The sequence below is a fragment of the Nonomuraea sp. NPDC050733 genome, from assembly GCF_040654215.1.
GTDB lineage: Bacteria > Actinomycetota > Actinomycetes > Streptosporangiales > Streptosporangiaceae > Nonomuraea.
This window is the reverse complement of record NZ_JBFAHO010000070.1, coordinates 1-17,028: the sequence shown is the minus strand read 5'-3', so window position 1 is coordinate 17,028 and position 17,028 is coordinate 1. Positions and strand designations below refer to the sequence as shown.

Annotated in this window: 14 protein-coding genes and 1 pseudogene; 2 read left to right on the top strand and 13 right to left on the bottom strand. The window is 70.2% G+C overall.

Annotated elements, in window-relative coordinates; genetic code table 11:
• Window positions 1–831 precede the first annotated feature (831 nt).
• Window positions 832–1,311 (top strand): annotated as a pseudogene (locus AB0H64_RS43780) (recombinase family protein); the annotation flags it as partial.
• An 87-nt stretch (window positions 1,312–1,398) separates the two neighbouring features.
• Here AB0H64_RS43780 and AB0H64_RS43775 read toward each other — a convergent pair.
• The 13 genes from AB0H64_RS43775 to AB0H64_RS43715 form a co-directional block, all read right to left on the bottom strand.
• The gene (locus tag AB0H64_RS43775; protein WP_357637550.1) at window positions 1,399–1,953 is read right to left on the bottom strand and encodes a nuclease-related domain-containing protein; all 555 of its coding nucleotides are present in this window, start codon (window positions 1,951–1,953) and stop codon (window positions 1,399–1,401) included.
• 310 nt (window positions 1,954–2,263) lie between these two features.
• The gene (locus tag AB0H64_RS43770; protein ID WP_357637542.1) at window positions 2,264–2,512 is read right to left on the bottom strand and encodes a hypothetical protein; all 249 of its coding nucleotides are present in this window, start codon (window positions 2,510–2,512) and stop codon (window positions 2,264–2,266) included.
• Window positions 2,513–2,653: 141 nt separating this feature from the next.
• Window positions 2,654–3,187: a hypothetical protein gene (locus AB0H64_RS43765; protein ID WP_357637540.1), complete on the bottom strand. Its 534-nt coding sequence runs from the start codon at window positions 3,185–3,187 to the stop codon at window positions 2,654–2,656.
• Window positions 3,184–4,968, bottom strand: a complete 1,785-nt coding sequence (locus tag AB0H64_RS43760) for a TraM recognition domain-containing protein (protein WP_357637538.1) — start codon at window positions 4,966–4,968, stop codon at window positions 3,184–3,186. The genes AB0H64_RS43765 and AB0H64_RS43760 overlap by 4 nt, the downstream gene beginning before the upstream one ends.
• Window positions 4,969–4,971: 3 nt before the next feature.
• Window positions 4,972–5,748, bottom strand: coding sequence for a hypothetical protein (locus tag AB0H64_RS43755; RefSeq protein ID WP_357637535.1), 777 nt, complete (start codon window positions 5,746–5,748; stop codon window positions 4,972–4,974).
• Window positions 5,748–7,355, bottom strand: a complete 1,608-nt coding sequence (locus AB0H64_RS43750; RefSeq protein ID WP_357637532.1) for a hypothetical protein — start codon at window positions 7,353–7,355, stop codon at window positions 5,748–5,750. Before AB0H64_RS43750 ends, AB0H64_RS43755 begins: the two co-directional genes overlap by 1 nt.
• 22 nt (window positions 7,356–7,377) lie before the next feature.
• A complete protein-coding gene (locus tag AB0H64_RS43745) occupies window positions 7,378–9,132 on the bottom strand; it encodes a hypothetical protein (RefSeq protein ID WP_357637530.1) in 1,755 nt (584 codons plus the stop codon).
• A gap of 49 nt (window positions 9,133–9,181) precedes the next feature.
• A complete protein-coding gene (locus AB0H64_RS43740) occupies window positions 9,182–10,108 on the bottom strand; it encodes a DMT family transporter (RefSeq protein WP_357637527.1) in 927 nt (308 codons plus the stop codon).
• Complete coding sequence (locus tag AB0H64_RS43735; RefSeq protein WP_357637526.1) at window positions 10,105–11,424, bottom strand: hypothetical protein; 1,320 nt, start codon at window positions 11,422–11,424, stop codon at window positions 10,105–10,107. Before AB0H64_RS43735 ends, AB0H64_RS43740 begins: the two co-directional genes overlap by 4 nt.
• The gene (locus tag AB0H64_RS43730; RefSeq protein WP_357637524.1) at window positions 11,405–12,007 is read right to left on the bottom strand and encodes a chorismate pyruvate-lyase family protein; all 603 of its coding nucleotides are present in this window, start codon (window positions 12,005–12,007) and stop codon (window positions 11,405–11,407) included. The genes AB0H64_RS43735 and AB0H64_RS43730 overlap by 20 nt, the downstream gene beginning before the upstream one ends.
• 57 nt (window positions 12,008–12,064) lie before the next feature.
• Complete coding sequence (locus AB0H64_RS43725) at window positions 12,065–12,280, bottom strand: hypothetical protein (RefSeq protein ID WP_357637521.1); 216 nt, start codon at window positions 12,278–12,280, stop codon at window positions 12,065–12,067.
• Window positions 12,210–13,925: an MFS transporter gene (locus AB0H64_RS43720; protein WP_357637518.1), complete on the bottom strand. Its 1,716-nt coding sequence runs from the start codon at window positions 13,923–13,925 to the stop codon at window positions 12,210–12,212. The genes AB0H64_RS43725 and AB0H64_RS43720 overlap by 71 nt, the downstream gene beginning before the upstream one ends.
• A complete protein-coding gene (locus AB0H64_RS43715; RefSeq protein WP_357637516.1) occupies window positions 13,922–14,782 on the bottom strand; it encodes a hypothetical protein in 861 nt (286 codons plus the stop codon). Before AB0H64_RS43715 ends, AB0H64_RS43720 begins: the two co-directional genes overlap by 4 nt.
• A gap of 618 nt (window positions 14,783–15,400) precedes the next feature.
• Here AB0H64_RS43715 and AB0H64_RS43710 point away from each other — a divergent pair.
• The coding region (locus AB0H64_RS43710; protein ID WP_357637514.1) for a DUF4158 domain-containing protein at window positions 15,401–17,028 on the top strand (1,628 nt) is incomplete at its 3' end.

Below are 17,028 nucleotides of genomic sequence, written 5' to 3'. Positions count from 1 at the left end.
ATGCCGGGTATCCATCGCCCGGGTCGGCCCCCCGGTATCCACCGGCCTGGCCCACTGCCGGGTATCCATCGCCCGGGTCGGCCCCCCGGTATCCACCGGCCTGGCCCACTGCCGGGTATCCATCGCCCGGGTCGGCCCCCCGGTATCCACCATCCCGATTGGCCTGGAGGCTCTCACCTAACCAAGGCTGCGGAGAAACTCGCGAAGAAGCAGGCCAAGCTAAAGAAGCACGCGAAGAAGCAGGCCAAGCTAAAGAAGCACGCGAAGAAGCAAGCCACTCAAAAGCATTACCCTGGGCTGGCGCAGCAGAGGCGAGACGTGATCGAATGTGCAGCCGGAAAAATCTCGCTGGGCCCCAGTCTCATTGCGCGAATACTCGAATCCGCAGAGAAGGGGTATAAAGCGGGGAAGATAGCTGCGCTACTGTACAAAAAGCCGACGCGCAAGAAAGTCAGGGAAGTGATTGACACTATCGCGGCTCTGGATTCCTGTGCGCGAGTTAGCAACGTGCTCGATGAGGCCTTCAAGGGAATCAAGGATATCCTTGTACCGCCTGACTTCTCGAAAGCTAATCGTGCGCAAGGCAAGCGGTCGCGCTCCAAGCGCGGAAGCCATGGCAGAAGATAACATTCTCTGTCCAGCATAGAAAAGTCCGCGTCACCGTACGGTTCGGCGATGTGGCAGGGAACAGCCTGTCCCCTGCCACATCTGCAGTTCTCGGTCCGTCCGCGCCCGTGACGTTGGTGCGTTCCTGGCTGCTCTCCGGACGGGCCGCCCGTCAGATTTCTCCCTGGCCGCCCACATCGCCTCCAGTCCTTGAGTTTCGGGACCGTGTTCCGGGGCCGGGGAAGGGTGAATGTCACCCCCACGCCACCGACGGCCGCCGAGCCAGTCGCCAACGCCATCCCCGTCGGCTACGCCCGGGTCTCCACCCGGGGCCAGGACCACGCCGCACAGCTGGAACTGCTGAACACGGCCAACTGCCGCGAGATCGTCGAGGAGACCATCTCGACCCGCCGCAAGGACGGTCCCAAGCTGAAGGCCGCCCTGGTGTCGATGAAGGCTGGTGACACCCTGGTCATCACCAAGCCCGACCGGGTCGCCCGCAGCGTCAAGGAACTGCTGGTCTTCCTCGAAGAGGAGCTCGCGCCGCGCGGCATCAACCTGCACATCCTGACCGGCATCTGCCGGCATTCACCGCCCCGCCGGGCAGAGTATCGCCGACAAGATGCTGTTCCTGGTCGCCGCGATGGCTGCGGAGATGAACGCGACCTCATCTCCGAGCGCACCAACGAGGGTCTGGACGCCGCCCGCGCCGCCGGCATCCCCCACCTCGACAGCGACCACCCCGACGTCCAGGACGTCGTCATCAACACCGCCGGCACCCACGAGCTTTCTCTAATCCGATATGTACGGAGGAAAGGCCTGCTCGGCTGCTTTGGCGAGCAACGCGGCGTCCGCAGAGCTGTAGCAGTTGGCACGGCGCGTGATCCACCCGTGCAATCGGGACGCGCGCATCAAAGCCGTACCACCGACGTTGATTGCACCCCAACGGGGCAGGCGAGCGCCGTGCACGGCGATCACCGTGACGACCTCAACGCGCTGTCCTGTCGCGCGCCGCAGAACCTCGTTGACCGTTCGCGCCTCGAAGAGCACGGGACGCACGATCTTGTCGATCGGCGTGCGCCCGACCCACAGCTTGCCGCCTGACGGCCTGATGGTGGTGCGGCGATGCCACTTCTTGGAGTCGATCACGAACACGCCGGTCGCGCCGATCACGAGATGATCGACATTAGCCCGGGTGTTGGGCAGTGCGCGGTCGTGCAGCACGGTGTATCCGGCCAGCTCCAAGGATCGAAGTCGACGAGCGGTGGCCCGCTCCCCTGCGGCTCCCTTGCGCCAGGCCACTATGGCGGAATGCCGTCGGTGGTGGTAGATCCAGTGCGCGCTCATGACCAGTACGGCCGCGATCAGGGCGGCCTGCCAGCTGAGCAGCCATCCTGCCGCGATGCCGGCGAGCAGGGCCAGGGTGGCGCGCGTTGCCCATCGCCGAGTGCGCGTGGCGGTCAGGCGGGCGTGGTAGGCCGCTCGGGCCGATGCTCCTGCCGTCGTGCTTGCCGAGGGGTGGGGGATGGTCATCAGGCACCTCTCCTATGGTCGAGGCCTTGCTGATCAGCCCACGGTACGCGCCGGCACCGACAGCAGCATCCGAGATTCGCTGATGGGTGAGCGGCGTCCAGCGGAGCTCTGCGACCGTGCGGTCCTACTGCTCCTGGTATCGCTGGATCCGCTGCAGGTAGTGGTCATCGACTTCCTTGATCATCCACCAGCCCACAGGTGGTACCTGGTGCAAGAGCACGTGATCGTAGTCGGGCAGTCCCAAGGAGTCGCCGCTCAGGTCGACCAGGTAGGCGCGCATCTTGAATCGGGGCTTGAGTCTGCGGCCCTGCTCGTCTGTGGCGCCGGCGGGGACTTCGGGGGCGAGGTAGCGGGCGTACACGCGTGTCACCACCCAGCGGTGGATGGGGTCGCCGTGCGGTGCGACCCAGCCACCCGGGCCGCGGTCGTGGGGCCAATTGTGCAGCTCTACTCGGCGCGGATCCATGAAGGCCATTATCGAACATGTGAGCGTAAAGGGGTGATGTGGGATCAGCTACAGCCAGCGCAGCTCGTCCAGCACGGGCGCGAGGGTGTCGGTGTCGTCGCGGCGTGGCCCGTCGGGTTGGTGGCCCTGGCCGCAGGGGCGCAGCCGTACCTCGATGCGGGCGATCGCGTTGGGCAGCCAGCGGTCCAGGAACTCGGCGGCGTCGCTGGATGTCCGCTCTTCCCACAGGTAGGCGGTCTGCCAGGCGCAATACAGCATGGACAGCTCCTCGATGACGTCCCAGTGGCGGGGCCAGCAGGTCAGCACGGCGCGCTGGGCGGCGGGCCAGATGAATAGGACCTGGGTCAGCCAGTCGCCGAGCTCGGCGAGCCGGTCGGCCTTCTGCGCGTGGGTTATGCGCAGCCAGCACCAGGGGCGGGGCGGCGGATCCGGCCGGTCGCCGGACGTTCGGTTGTGCGGTTGGGTGGCGATGAGGTCGGCCACGGTGGTGGCCAGCTGTTCCAGTTCGGCGGAAAGTTCGGCGATGAGCTCACCGCGCTCCTCGTCCTGCCCTCCGGGGTCGTCGGGCGGGCCGGCGGTCACTGGTCACCTTCGGTCTCGGCCGATGCGATGTGCCAGGGGCGGGCTGCGCGCTCCTGGTCGCTGCGGCCGCGAGGAAGCCGCGGCCAGGAGCGCCGGGTCGGCTCGGGTTCGGGCAGGGTGAGCGGCGTGGGGGTCGCGGTCGGGTGGCGTGGCAGGGGGACGGTGCCGTCCTTGGCGCGCCAGCGCCGGTAGTCCGCGCGTCGCCACACCTGTTCCATGCGAACGATGGTGGGTGTGGCGTTACGGCGCAGCACGAGGGCGCGGCCGGTGGGCAGGCGGCGGGCCTGTTCGGGTGGCAGCACGGGGACGGTCTCCCAGCGGCGGGTGCGTTGCCGCTTGCCGGAGCCGTCCACGGATTCCTCCCAGTACGGCAGGGCGATCTCGCCGCACAGTTTGGACATCACCTCGAGGTCGTCGGGGTCGGAGGTGGCGCCGGCCAGCAGCTTGGCTTTGGTGTTGTTCCAGATGGTCTTGGCGCCTTCGGCTCCCCAGCGTTGCCGGAACTGGGAGTGGGACTGGCCGGCGACGATGAAGAACAGGCCGGAGCCGGCGGCGGTGGCCAGCCATCCGGGTAGCTGGGTGATCGGGCAGATTTCGGGTGCCTCGTCCAGCACGATCATGGTGGGTGGGTCCATGCGGCGGCTGGGCCGCTGGGAGGCGAGTTGGCGTGCCTGGTGGTGGATCTCGGCCACCAGCGTGGTAAACAGCACGGGGATGGCCGGATGGGCGTCCTCCCCGGCGATCATGTAGAGGGTTTCGCGGCGGCGCAGCACCTCTTCCAGATCGAGGCCTTGGCCGGGCTTGGGGCAGACCGCCCAGGCGGTGGCCGGGTCTTCCATGCAGCGCAGCGCCTGCCGCAGCGTCAGGAAGATCGAGTCTCGAGTGCGGACGTGCAGGGCGTGGTAGCGGCGTACGAGGGCGGCGGCGCGGTCGGTGCCGCGGCCTTGCCGGTCCAGGATCTTCAGCGGGGCCTGGTCCTCGTCCAGCGCCCAGGCGTAGACGCGCTCCAGGGTCAGGCGTTCCAGCGCGGCGGCGTGCAGGAGCGCGGCCAGGACCATGGCGGCCTGGGAGGTCCAGAAGCCTTCGTCGGACAGGCCGCCGGTCTGGGTGGCGGCCACCATGTGCGCGGCCCTGCGGATCGCGGTCGCCTGGTCCTCGCAGCCGTCCACGGGCGACCAGCGCAGCGTGGAGGCGTACTCGCCGACCCGTTCGGGGTTGAACAAGTGGACGCGACCGCGCTGGGCCCGCAGTCCGGCGGTCAGCGTGACGATGTCGTCGCGGATGCTGGTGGCGATCACCGCTCCTGGGGCGTCGATGATCCTGCCGGCCAGGTGAGCGGTCTTGCCTTCCTTCTGCGGCGCGAGCACCAGGAGGTTGTCCTCGAAGGCGGCGTAGGTGCGAAAGCGGAAGATCCAGCCCTGGGCCCAGCCCAGGAACACCGCGACCTCGCTGTGGCGCACCAGGTAGCGCGTCCACCAGCCGCGCAGCGACGGGCGCGCCTGCTGGGCGACCTTGCGGGCGGCGGGCAGCCCGTAGTGCCGCCACAGCTCCAGGCGGCGGGCGAAGCCCTTGCCCGGGTAGAGCCGCCAGCGCAGCCGCCACCACAGGGCCAGCCCTTGGCGTCGGCGCGGGTCGCGGAGCCGGTCGCGCAGCACGAGGAAGGCCAGCACGAAGCCCAGGAGGCCAGCGGCGATGGCGACGAGCATCCCGTGGCGGGTCAGCAGCTGCCAGCCGTCCATCGCCGCGGCCGCCGGCATGGGCCGGATCCCGGTGTGCGGCATGGATCAGCCTCCCGGTGGCTCATCGTGGCAGTCGCTCCAGGTCTCGCAGGTGGCCGACGGCGGGGCGCCAGTGGGGAACGACGCTCTGGTGCCTGGCGGTTCGACGGGGCCGTCGTCGCGCAGGGTGGGGCTCGCTCTGGTGGTCGTCTTCACGGTCCGGGTGACGGTGATGGTGGGCTGTGGCCGGCGCGTCACGGGGGCCGCCGTCGTGGTCGCTGTCGGGCGCCGGCTCGGTGACGCCTTTGGCGAAGGGGTACGGGTCGGCGTCGTGGTACGGCTCGGCCAGGAGCTGGCCGAGGGAGTCCACCACGGGGTGGGCCGGGCGGTGGCGGTCAGCCTGGAGGGAACCTCTCGCGGCGGCCGCGTCGTCGCCTGCCTGGTGGGTGAGGGCGTGCTCGGCGGTGCCGCGTGTTGGTCGCTGGTGGGGATGGCCAGCCAGATGCCGACTCCGACGGCCGCGGTCAGCACCAGGCCGATCGGCACGATCCTGGCCCAGTCCGTGCTCGGCGGGCTGGCGTCGTACCAGTCGTCGTGGTCGTCGGCGGCTGCGGAGACGGGCGGCAGAGGGTTGTGCAACCGCCGCCCGCCCGGTGAGGCGGCGGGGTGGGCGTCCTGGTGCGGTTGGTGCTCAGCCGGCCCGTCGTCGGGATCGTCCTGTGTCCCGGTGCTGTCGCCGACGTCGACGGGGTAGCCGCCGTCGACGTCGGCGAAGCCCAGCGGCCCTTCGTAGCCGGGATAGGGGCGGCCTTCGGGCAGGTGCGGTGCCTGATCGTCCCGCATCACACGAGGATGAAGATCTCGCTGATGCCCGCGGCCAGGGCGGCGATGTCCTCGCGCACCCCGTGCTCGGTCTGTGCCGGATCGACGATCACCGACAGCCGCTCTCGTGCGTCTTGGCCGAGGAGCTGCCGCCACATCTCGTTTTCGTTCAGGCCGGCGTCCAGCAGCCGGTAGGTCTGGCCGCCGTCGACCGCCTGATGTCCCCACAGTGTGATGGTGGGCGCGCCGAGCCCGATCACCGCGCTGACCCGGGCGGTGACCTGCGCGGTGGCCTGTGCCTTGTCCCAGGAGGAGGTGTCTCCGTGGTGGGCAAGGCCGTACTCGCGTGAGGTGATCTGGGCCATGGTGTCCCAGCCGAGCGCGCGGATGCTGAGCCACTGAGCCTGTGCCGCGAGCGCGGGGGTGATGGGGGTGGCCTTTCCGGTGGTCGGGTCAGCGATCTCGTACTGGCGGTAGGTGGGCGAGAACAGGCCGGTGGAGACCTGCACGACGTCGGGGTGGCTGGCCTTGATGTAGTGGCCGACGTGCTGCTTGGTGGCCAGCGGCGCCCGAGCGCGCATGGCGGTGACGCACTCGGCCGAGGAGCCACAGCCGAGCTCGCCCACCACTACCCCGATGGCCAGGCGCTTGCCCGGCAGTCCGCCGCGCAGCGCAGCGCTCGCGCGAGACACGAAGGAGCGGATCTGGTCCTCGGAGGTGAAGCCGCTGTAGCCGAGGTTGTCGGCGAACTTCACCCCGATCACGCCCGGCTGCCGGGCGGCGGCGATCAGCGCCTGTAGCGCGGCCTCGAACTGCTCGTCGCCGGCGAGGTAGTCATCGGCCAGCTCGGTCTCCACCCAGATGCGCAACCGAGCCGATCGGGCGGCCTCAATGGCCTCGGAGAGCGAGGACTTGGTGGCCGTCGCCCGCTCGTTGTCGGGCGTCGAGGTCATGGTCGGCGTCGGGGTGGCGGTGGGCTGGGTGCCGTCGCCGGCGCTGTCGGACAGCTCAGCCACGGCCGATGCCGGGATCGTCAGGGTGGGGGCGGGTGATGCGGTAGCGCTGACCTTGGTGCCCTTCGGGCTCGGCGTGATCGTCGGCGTGGCGAGGGCCGCCGTGGTGGGGGGCTTGGTGCGAATCTCGCGCCGGCCGTTGACGGTCCCCTCATAGGTGATCTTGCCGGTGGCGTGGTTCGTGCACTGGTACCAGCCGCCGGAAAGCTGCTTGCAGATCGTTTCGCCACCTCGGCACGAGCTGTATTTCGACAGGTCCGTCGCCTCGTTGCAGCGCACGTACTCCGGCGGTAGCGGCTGAGCGCTCTCCAGCCGAGCGCCGTCGTCATCCAGCCACCACTTAGCTACGTCGGCGGCATCCTGGGGGGCGTTCAGCCAGCGGCAGGACACGTATTTGGGGGTGTCCGCGGGCAGCATGTTCCGGCAGGAGTCGCCGCGGGAGACATCGAGAGCCTGCTCCACACCGGGGTCCACTGGATCGCCCGGCCCCGAGCCTGGAACGAGGCCCGGCTCCGCCAGGGCCATCACCGGCAGGCACACCGTCAGGGCGATGACGATGCCCGCGGCGGCAAACCGCTTCTCGCGCGGCGTCATAGCCCCGAAGAACTTCTTCATCTCATACTCCTGGTGAAGATCGTCATTGGCCGTTGGGGCAGTTCGACCAGAAACCGTCCTTGCTGCCGACGTGGCCGACCGAGCCGGTGGGTTGCCAATAGCCCTTGTCGGGCTGGACGGTCCAGGTCACGGACACGCTGAGGGTGCCGCCACCTGTGGTGGTGCCGGTGGTCGTGCGGCCGTCACCGGTGTTGGTTCCGCGCCAGGTGATCGTGATCGTTCCGGACTCCGTCGTGGTGGAGCAGCCCGGCTTCTCCTCGGGAGCGGACACAGTGAAGCGCGTGCCGCTGACCTCGATGCCGTTACTGCCGGAGGCGGACACGATCTCGCCCGTGCCCGGGGAGACCGACAGCTCGATGGATCCGCTGCGACCGGAGCCCAGGCTCACGCTGGAGGGCGACACCGCCGCCGCCGGAGCTGCGGGCTTGGGCAGCGTCTTCGCCGACGAGGAAGACCTGGGCCGGGTGGTCTGGCGGGGCGGCTCGTCGGGGCCGCTGGTCTTGAGCGGCCGGACCGAGGCGGTCACAGTAGGGGCCTTCTTGGTGGGGCGTGGGCTGGGGGCGTGCGTGCTCGCCTTCCGGACCGGTCGTGTCGTGGGCGCGATGGCGCGCCGGGGTGACGGGGCCGTGGAGGTGGGGGCGAGGGTGGGCGGTTCCTCCAAGGCCGGATCCGGCGGCGGCTCGGTGGTGATCAGCGTGATCGTCTCTATCGGTCGCGGGGCGGCGGCCTGTGTCACCGTGGTTGGGCGCTCCGGCCGCAGCGCGGAAAAGGCCGCGCCGGCGACGCCGACCGCGACAACCACTGCGACGATCAGGGAGCCGACCCGCAGGGCGGGCAGCATCGGCCGTAGCGACAGGCTGGCTTCGGGGTTGGCTTCGTCCGGTCGGGGCGCCCAGAACTTCGCCACGGCCTGGGCGCGCTTGTCCCACGCGCGGAACTCCTCCTCCTCGTCGGGCGCGGCTGCTGCCTGGAGGCTTCCAGCAGCGGCGCTCGGTGCGGGCCCACTCTCGGCCAGCTCGACCAGAGGGCGGCGTTGAACAGGGAACCCGTTCGCCCGCCACAGCCGCTCGTCGTCCGGCAGCGGGGCCGCCTGCGCGAACTCCTCAGTGAGGCAGTCGGGAGCGACCCGCATGGGCAGGTGCTGTGGAAGCGTGCTGGCGGCGACGACCAGGGGTGCGGCCTGGCAGGTGCCGCAGGCGCCGACATGGTGACTGATCTGGGTGTCGTCGCACGCGGCCGTCGCAGGGGCGGACGCAACCAGGTCGGCCAGCTTCCGGCAGCCGATGCCAGCATCGTCGGTGCCGGCCGCGCCGACGGCGGCCACCCACCTCTCCAGACGGTCGGCCGCCGCGGCGATGAGCTTCTCGACCTGCTCGTCTTCCAACTCGACGATGGGCGCGATCTCGGCGGCCTTCAGGGCATGTCGCATCGACAGGTCGAGCACTTCGCGATGCTCGGCCGGCAGTGCGACCAGCGCCCGGCGCAGCAGACCCGTCAGCCGGTCAGAGTGTGGCCGCTGGCCGGGATCTTCGGTATCGGCGTTGGTGGGTTCGGCGGCCAGCGCGTCGCGGTGCGCCCGGGCCACCCCGTACAGCCAAGCCCGCAGGTGCTCGAGGCGGGGGTGGGTGGCGTGCCGCAGGGCCGTCAGCAGTGCGCCGGCGAGAGCGAGCCGGGCCTGGGCGGGATCGAGGTCGGCACGCAGGTAGTCGTGCAGGTGCGCCGCGTACTCGCGGCGCAGCTCGTCGACGAGCTCGCGCTCGTCATCGGATAAAGGCATTCGGCCTCTCCCAGACGGTGAGGGAACGGGCAAGGAACAAGGACGGAGGTCATCGGCGGGCAGTCAGCAGCACGATCCCGGCCACGGTGACGGCCGCACCGACCACCTGATGGACGGCCAGCCGGTCCCCCAGCGCCAGGACGCCGATGGCCGCGCCGAGCACCGGGATCAGGTTGAGGACCACGCCCGCCGCGGCGATCGGGATGTGCCGGATGGCCGCGTTGTAGAGCAGGCTGGGCACCGCGAGCAGCAGACCGCCAGCGGCGGCCGTCGCCCACACCGGCGCCGGGATGAGGGCCACCTGCGCGGCGAGCCGGCCTGGGTCGGCCACGAGCTGACCAGCCGCGAGCGCGCCGACGCACAGCAGGCCGACGTTGTACTGCCAGGCTGTCGTGGCGATGACGTCGACCCGGTCATCACGCATCACCCGCGCGGCGGTCACGCAATAGATCGCCGACGCTCCCGTCGCGGCGATCACCAACAGCGCGCCCGGCGAGAAGCCGCCCGTGCCCTGCGCGCCAGACAGCACCCACAGCCCCAGCACGCCGGCGCCGAGCCCGGCCCAGCCGGGACGGCCGAGCCGCTCGCCGAGCACCAGGACGCCCAGCACGGCCACCAGCACGCTCTCACTCGACAGCAGCAGCGAACTGGCCGCAGAGGGCAGCACGGTCAGGCCGAGAGAAAAGAACGTGCAGTTGGCACCGGGCTCCAGCACTCCCAGCATCGCGATCCGGCCCAGGTTCGGGACCGGCCCCCGGCCGCGCAGCACCACTGCCGACCACAGCACCGCCGTGGCGGCAGCCACCTGGACGAACAGCAGGGCCGAGACGGGCATCCGGGCATTGAGCGCTACGGAGGTGACCGGCGTGTAGGTGGCCCAGCACGCGGCCGCCGCGACCAGGCACACCCATGGCCCCACCCGCCTCCGTACGGCGGGGCTGGTGTGCGGGCCGCGCACGGCGATGTCGACGGTCATCCGCCTACCGCCACGCGTTGCGCGGCTGCCGGGTACAGGTCGACGGCCAACTCGACAAGGTCGATCCGTTGCCCCGATGCATCGACTGCCCACCTGCCCGGATCGTGGCAGTACAGGGCGGGGTGCGTGCCGCCCTCACAGCCGCGCACCCACAGCCGACCCAGCGGATAGATCCCGGCGAGGGGAATCACGGCGTCCGGGCTATGGGCCAGCAGAGCGGTCGTCAGGGATCGTGACCGGAGCAGGATCTTGAGCTCCTGAGGGCTTTCCACCTGAATCGCCAGACGCGGCTGATCTCTTGTGCTGAGGGCGGCACGAATCTGAGGAACGACGTAGGACAGGGCGGCCAGGTCACTGGGGGTGGCCGGCCGCGCGATCCGCACGGTCCTCTGCCACAGCGGGTCCTGGCTGGCGGCCACGGAGACCAGCTCCAGCGTGGTCGGGACACGACCGCGGGTGAGTGCGCATCGCAGATACGCGCCGACCTGCTCCAGCTCGTCCGGCCGCGCGATGCGTATCCACTGGGAGCTTCCTACCTCGGCTAAGACGGCGTGGCAGCGCGCGGTCAGCAACGCGGAGACTCGGTCGTGCCGCGCGGCGACCGCGTCGCACCAGTCCAGTAGCAGGGCCGGCGATACCTGGCCGCGCTGGGCCGATTCCAGGAGATGCAGGGCGGTGGCGGTGTTGGGCACATCGGCCAGCACGGTGACGTCTACCGTGGGCGGGATCCGGGAGGCCAGACCTGATGCCGCGCTGGCCAGCCGCGCGGTCGCCTCGTGCTCGGCCAGGGTGAGTTGCTCTTCCACCTCCAGCCTGATGGCTCGATCCGGCAACGTGCTATGGCGGAGGTCCGCGATGGGCACAGCACCGCCGGACCCTGTGATCACACGCGCCGAGGGTCCGCTGAACAGACACGTGCCGGTGATGATGGTCACCTCCCGCACGTCCCGCACTCGGGCGGTGGGTAACTGGCAGCCGGCGACGAACACATGGTGGCGGCTGCGGCCCAGTCGGATGCCGCTGTAGGCGGTGATCCCGCCGAAGCCTGGCCTGATGTCCTGCTGGCAGAGCGCATCGCCCGGCGAGGGCGGGCTGGTCTCCCACAGGTAGCCGAGCAGCTGTTGCAGGCGCCGAGCGGCGCGTTGGGCAGGCCTGCACATCGGGGTAGGGCTTTCCGTTTCCGGCAGGTGCCACCAGCCGCCGGCGAGCTCCCGCGCCCGGCCGGACAAGGGCATGCAGTTCAGCTGCGGAGGGAAGGGCGGCGACGGCTGATCCAGCAGGTAGAGGGATGGGCGATCATCCGGCAGAGGCCACATCCGGCCACTCCTCCTGGTGCTCGTCGGGCTCGCCGTCCAGCAGCTCAGGCAGCGGCGGAATGAGATCCGGGTGGAAGACCTCCTCGATGTAGAAGGCGGGCGACCCTGAGATGACGATGATGTAGGAGCGCCAGACGCTGACGCGGCTCTGGCCGGCGGAATCCGGCGGTCCCCACGACCACCGGCGCACGCCCCGGGCCAGAAGTTCGCGCCGCTGCTCTACCCGCTGCCCGGCGAGCAGGTAGCCGAGCGGGATGTCGCAGCCGGTGATGACGTCGGCAGCGAGCGGATGGCAGGGGTCCAACACCACCTTGTTGGCCGAGATCGCGGCCCCGGTGGGGCGTACCAGGTTCGACCGGCGCACGATCATCGTGTCGTCGGCGGAGGCGTCCATCCGGACGCGGGCGGCGGGTGACAGGGCCGTGGCCGCGGGCCGCTGAGCCTGCAGCACCACCCGCACCCGCACGGGCTCCTCAAGAAGTGAGGCCAGCAATGTGGTGGTCGAGCCGTCGTGGCTGAGCAGGATGCGGGTGATCGTCTGGGCGTCCACCCGGCACAGGGCCGGGGTCGAGCTGTGTGTCATGAGCTTGGTCCTGATCGTGAGATGGAGGGGCGGGTCCTGTCGGAGCGGCTGCGCAGGTCACAGGCCGAGGGCGTCGATCTCTGCGATGGCCCGATTGGCGTAGGCGAGGATCGAGCGCCATGCCGCCATGGCGCGCACGTCTGCTGCGCTGAGCGCCGGCAGGGTGTCGGTGTTCAGTTCCGGCGCCAGATCCAGCAGCCGCTCAGGCCGAGCGTCGGTGCGTTCGGCCGGCGGGGTCGCGTACGGGGAGCGGGGTAGTGCGGTCATGGTCATGGCGGGCCTCCGGGATCGAGGTGAGGGGCGGCATGGGGTGGGCGCCGCCGCGGGGGAAGCGGACGCGAGAGGGATCGCTCAGCGCGGCGAGCTCGGTCTCGGCGGTATGCGCGATCGCCTCGAACCGGGCGCGCTGGCGGACGAGGACCTCGCGTAGCCGCTGCAGTTCCTCCTGCGCTGCGGTGCGCGGCCCCGCCGCCGGCAGTGCCGCGACCAGAGCGGCGCGGGGCGCGGGGCGGACGCGACGGCGTGCCTGCCGGGTCGCGCGGACCAGGGCGCACGCGGCCAGCGCGAGAGCCACGATCACGCAGCCGGCCAGCACGCCCTGGTATCCGTCCTGCGGGCCGACGTGCGCGAGGTAGGCGGTGGCCACGGTGGGCCCGAGCGCGCCGCCGAGCATCCGCGCGGTGATGACGGAGCCGACCGCCGTGGCGTAGCGGCCGGGTGTGACAGCGAGCGTGCCGGAGATCATTGCCGGGGTGGTGACGGTCCCGAACCCCAGGCCCAGGACGGCGCTCGCGCCCAGCGCCCAGGCAGAGGGCGTCAGGGAGGGGATCAGCGCCAGGCCGCCGAGGGCGGTGACGAAGGCGCCGGCGTAGACGGTCCAGGAGACGCCGATGCGGCGGGCCAGCCGGGAGGCCAACGGGCTGGCCAGCATGACCATGGCTGACATGGGCGCCAGGGCGAGACCAGCCGCGACCGGGCCCAGGCCGTCCTCGCGCAGCATGATCGGGGCGATGACCAGGACCGGGACGCTCATCAGCCCGTACAGCAGCGCGGTCAGCCACGCCCAGCCCATCCCGGGGATGCTCCTCAGCCCGAGGTCGATCGCGCCCGCCGGATGCCGCCGTGAGCGCGCCACAGCAAGCCCGGCGGCGGCCGCCGAAGCGGCCAGGCCGCCCATCGTGGGCATCGACGTCCACCCCCACCGGCTGCCGTAGGAAATGACCAGCACCAGCGCGGTGGTCGCGCCCGCCAGCGCCAGCATGCCGAGCAGGTCGGGCATCCGCCGGTCCGTCGCCCGGATCCGGGGCAGAGCCACCGTCAGCAGCAGCAACCCCAGCGCGCACATCCCCGACGACAGGTAGAGGGTCCGCCAGCCGTAACCGGTCAGGACCAGCCCGCCCAGGGCATGCATGACCAGCGCGCCGCCACCGGTGGCCGCCCCCCACAACGCCATGGCACCGCGGTGCTGATGCTCACGCAGGTGGCTCAGTAGCAGACCGAGCGAGGCGGGCATCATCAGCGCCGCCCCGACGCCTTGAGCCAGGCGCCCACCGAGCAGCACCGCCCACGATGGCGCGAAGGCACACGCCAGAGCGCCAACGGCGAACAGGACCAGGCCGGCGGTGAGTACGGCACGGCGCCCGAGCAGGTCGGCGAGCCGCCCGGCGGTGGCCAACAGCGCCGCGATCGCCGCCATGTTGATGGAGCTGAGCAGGCTCAGTTGCGAGAGGGGAACCGCCCGCGTGATGGGATCGCTGCCGAGCACGGGCAGCGCAAGCGTGGTGGCGACCATGTCGGCCATCACCAGCGCGGTAACGGCGGCGGTGATCAGCCGTAGCAGCGGCAGGCCGGTCGAGGCGCGATGGTGGCCTCGGCTCCTGTGCCGGGCGGCCGGATCCGAGTCGGACGTCGAGATCACCTCGGCGGCCCCTGATGTGGGTGGGCGGCGGGCAGATGGCGAACGCTCGCCACGATGTGCCGCTCGACGAGCCCCGCGCCCGGCGTTCCGCCGGCGAAGGCGGGCGCGATGCTCCTGGCCGCAGTGGCACAGACGTGGCTGGCGCGCACCAGTGCCCACCCGGTGTGAAGGACCTGGCGGCGAGCCTGGGCCGGATCCTGACCGCTGGCCAGAAGCTCGGCCATCGCACCGGCCACGATCCGGGCAAGAGCAAGGTGATCGTCACAAGCGCGCCGGACCTGCACCTCCAGCCGATCCACCTGCGCCAGCAATAGACTCAGGCGGTTCAGCTGCGACGTGCGCGCGAGGCCGTCAAGATCGGCTAAGCGGCGCGGCCAGCGCAGCTGCTCTCGCACGTGCTCGCACGCGGCCTCCATCACCTCACCAGGGGTTCGACCCAGCCGCTGGTCCCTGGCCGCCCGGATGGCGCCGTCCACGGCGAGCGAGGCGGTGCCCGGGAAATCGGCCAGCCGTCCACTCAGCGCCTTGTGCAGCAGCCGGACCCGGTGCTTGAGCGCGGCGGCGCCCCATCCCAGCACCAGCACCCCGTCGGCGCTCACCTCGGCGTGCCAGCCGGCCAGCGCCACCTGTCGGGCGATGCGGTGGTGCATCACCCAGGTCGAGCCGTCGGATCTGCCGGACGTATCGGTGGTCCACACATGGAGGCCGCCGAGCGGCCACCGCGCGATGTGTACGCGGACACCGGCCGGGACGAGACGGGAGCTGATCCGCAGCACCACTTCGCTCTCGTCAGCCCCGGCCGGCGCGTCCTGCGACCGGCGGCCTGGGGGGTGCTCGTCCTGCGGCTTGCCGCCCATGTCTGCCGTCCCTCCCCGGGAGGACGGGCCGAGCCCGCACCAACCCACCGTTGTAAAGTGACACTTATCGTGTCAGTGGTGATATTGGTTAACCTGAGGCATTGGTGTCAATTGTGACTTACCAAAATTAGTGTGGCTGAAGCGGAGACCACCCGAGTGAAGCGCCGGGGGCGACCTTCCCTGGCGTGTGGGGAACTGAGGCGCCGGGCCCTGAGCGCTTGCCCGGCCTGGAGAAAGAGGCATCATTGGCCGATCTCGCCGACCGATTGACGTTGGCCATGAAGTGGCGTGGATGTTCCGGGGCGCAACTTGCCGATGCGCTGACCGCCGCCGGTGTCCCGGTCACTCGCGCCTACATCAGCCAGCTCAAGACCCGCAAACGAACCAATCCGACCCTGGCGGTGCTTCGAGCTCTGGCTGTCAATCTCCAGGTGGGGCTGGGCTGGTTAGCCGGTGAGGGCCCTCCGCTCCCGAAGATGTCCCCAGCCGCCAGGTAACGGAATGAGACATCACGATTGCGATTCGTGGTCGTTTCGGAGCGGTGAATCCGGCTGGGCGGGTGGGGTTTCTGCTTGATCGTGTTCGTGTCGGAGACGGTCAGGTGGAGGGCGGGTTCGGGTGCGGCGGGAGTGGGAGCCGGAAGAGCTGATCGCGGCTTGGACGCTGCTGGACGGCGACTGGGAACTGGTGGGGAACAAGACGGGGGCGACCCGTCTGGGGTTCGGCCTGATGCTGAAGTTTTACGAGCTGGAGGGCCGGTTCCCACGGCACGTGGGTGAGCTGCCTAAGGCCGCAGTGGATTACGTGGCCGGACAGGTGAAGGTCGAGCCGGCGTTGCTGGCGGAGTACGACTGGTCGGGCCGGTCGATCGAGCGGCACCGGGCCAAGGTGCGGGACGCGCTGGGGTTTCGGGAGTCGACCCGGGCGGATGAGGATGTGCTGGCCGAGTGGCTGGCGGACAAGATCTGCCCGATGGTGTTCACGGACGAGGGATTGCGGGCGGCGCTGCTGTCGCGCTGCCGGACGTTGAAGATCGAGCCACCGGGCAGGGTGGAGCGGATCGTGGGCGCGGGCAGGGCGCGGTTCGAGCGGGAGTTCTGCCTGCATGTGCTGAACGGGCTGTCGGCAGACTCGGCGCGGTCGCTGTGGGAGCTGGCCACGGGTGAGGACGGGTTCCTGCTGGAGCTGAAGTCCGACCCCGGGCGGCTGGGGCTGGAGACGCTGCTGGAGGAGATCGTCAAGCTGCGGCGGGCCAAGGCGCTGGGGCTGGCGGTGGATCTGTTCGGCGGGTATTCGGATCGGCTGGTGGCCTCGTGGCGGGCGCGGGCGATGGCCTCGCATCCGTCGGACTTCGCGGCGAACCAGCCGCCGGTCCGGTTGACGTTGGTGGCCGCGTTGGCGTGGTCGCGGACGACGGAGATCACCGACGCGCTGGTCGATCTGTTCATCGGCCTGGTGTCGAAGATCAACACGCGGGCGGAGCGGAAGGTCGAGCGGGCGATCGAGGCCGAGGCCAAGAAGGTGCACCGCAAGACCGAGAAGCTGTTCTCGATTGCCGAGGCGTCGCTGCGTCGGCCGGAGGGCACGGTCCGGCAGGTGGTGTTCCCGGCGGTGTCGGGCGGGGAGGCCACTTTGCATGCTCTGGTCGCCGAGGCGAAGGCGGACGCCCGCGCCTACAAGGCCCGCGTGCGGACAGTGCTGACCAGTTCCTACACCTCCTACTACCGGCGGATGCTGCCCAAGCTGCTGTCCGCGATCGGGTTCAAGTGCAACAACACCGCCTATCGGCCGGTGATGGACGCCGTGGATCTGCTGCAGCGCTACGCCGACATCCCGAACACCACCCGCCACTACGACGCCAGCGAGAACGTCCCCATCCAAGGGGTGGTGCCGGACGGCTGGCTGGAAGCGGTGGTTGATGAGAACGGGGTCATTGAGCGGGCCTCCTACGAGCTGTGCGTGATCGTGTCGTTGAAGGACGCGCTGCGCCGCCGTGAGATCTACGTTGCCGGCGCCCGCCGCTGGCGCAACCCCGAGGAAGACCTGCCGACCGACTTCGAGGACAACCGGGACGTTCACTACGAGAACCTGCGCCAGCCGCTGGACGCCACGGTGTTCATCGCCACGTTGAAGGAGGCGATGCGCGCCTCAATGCCCGAGCGCGGCGTCGGCGACCCGGAACAGGATGTTCTCCTTGCCGGTCACCCGCTTGAACGCGTTGATCAGCTCCTTGGTCACCTTGCTGT

Excerpts from the sequence above, each read along its gene's own strand:
- AB0H64_RS43775 (WP_357637550.1), bottom strand. The coding sequence starts at position 1,953 with ATGAGCGCGCACTGGATCTACCACCACCGACGGCATTCCGCCATAGTG.
- AB0H64_RS43760 (WP_357637538.1), bottom strand. The coding sequence starts at position 4,968 with ATGCCGCACACCGGGATCCGGCCCATGCCGGCGGCCGCGGCGATGGAC.
- AB0H64_RS43755 (WP_357637535.1), bottom strand. The coding sequence starts at position 5,748 with ATGCGGGACGATCAGGCACCGCACCTGCCCGAAGGCCGCCCCTATCCC.
- AB0H64_RS43750 (WP_357637532.1), bottom strand. The coding sequence starts at position 7,355 with ATGAAGAAGTTCTTCGGGGCTATGACGCCGCGCGAGAAGCGGTTTGCC.
- AB0H64_RS43745 (WP_357637530.1), bottom strand. The coding sequence starts at position 9,132 with ATGCCTTTATCCGATGACGAGCGCGAGCTCGTCGACGAGCTGCGCCGC.
- AB0H64_RS43740 (WP_357637527.1), bottom strand. The coding sequence starts at position 10,108 with ATGACCGTCGACATCGCCGTGCGCGGCCCGCACACCAGCCCCGCCGTA.
- AB0H64_RS43735 (WP_357637526.1), bottom strand. The coding sequence starts at position 11,424 with ATGTGGCCTCTGCCGGATGATCGCCCATCCCTCTACCTGCTGGATCAG.
- AB0H64_RS43730 (WP_357637524.1), bottom strand. The coding sequence starts at position 12,007 with ATGACACACAGCTCGACCCCGGCCCTGTGCCGGGTGGACGCCCAGACG.
- AB0H64_RS43725 (WP_357637521.1), bottom strand. The coding sequence starts at position 12,280 with ATGACCATGACCGCACTACCCCGCTCCCCGTACGCGACCCCGCCGGCC.
- AB0H64_RS43715 (WP_357637516.1), bottom strand. The coding sequence starts at position 14,782 with ATGGGCGGCAAGCCGCAGGACGAGCACCCCCCAGGCCGCCGGTCGCAG.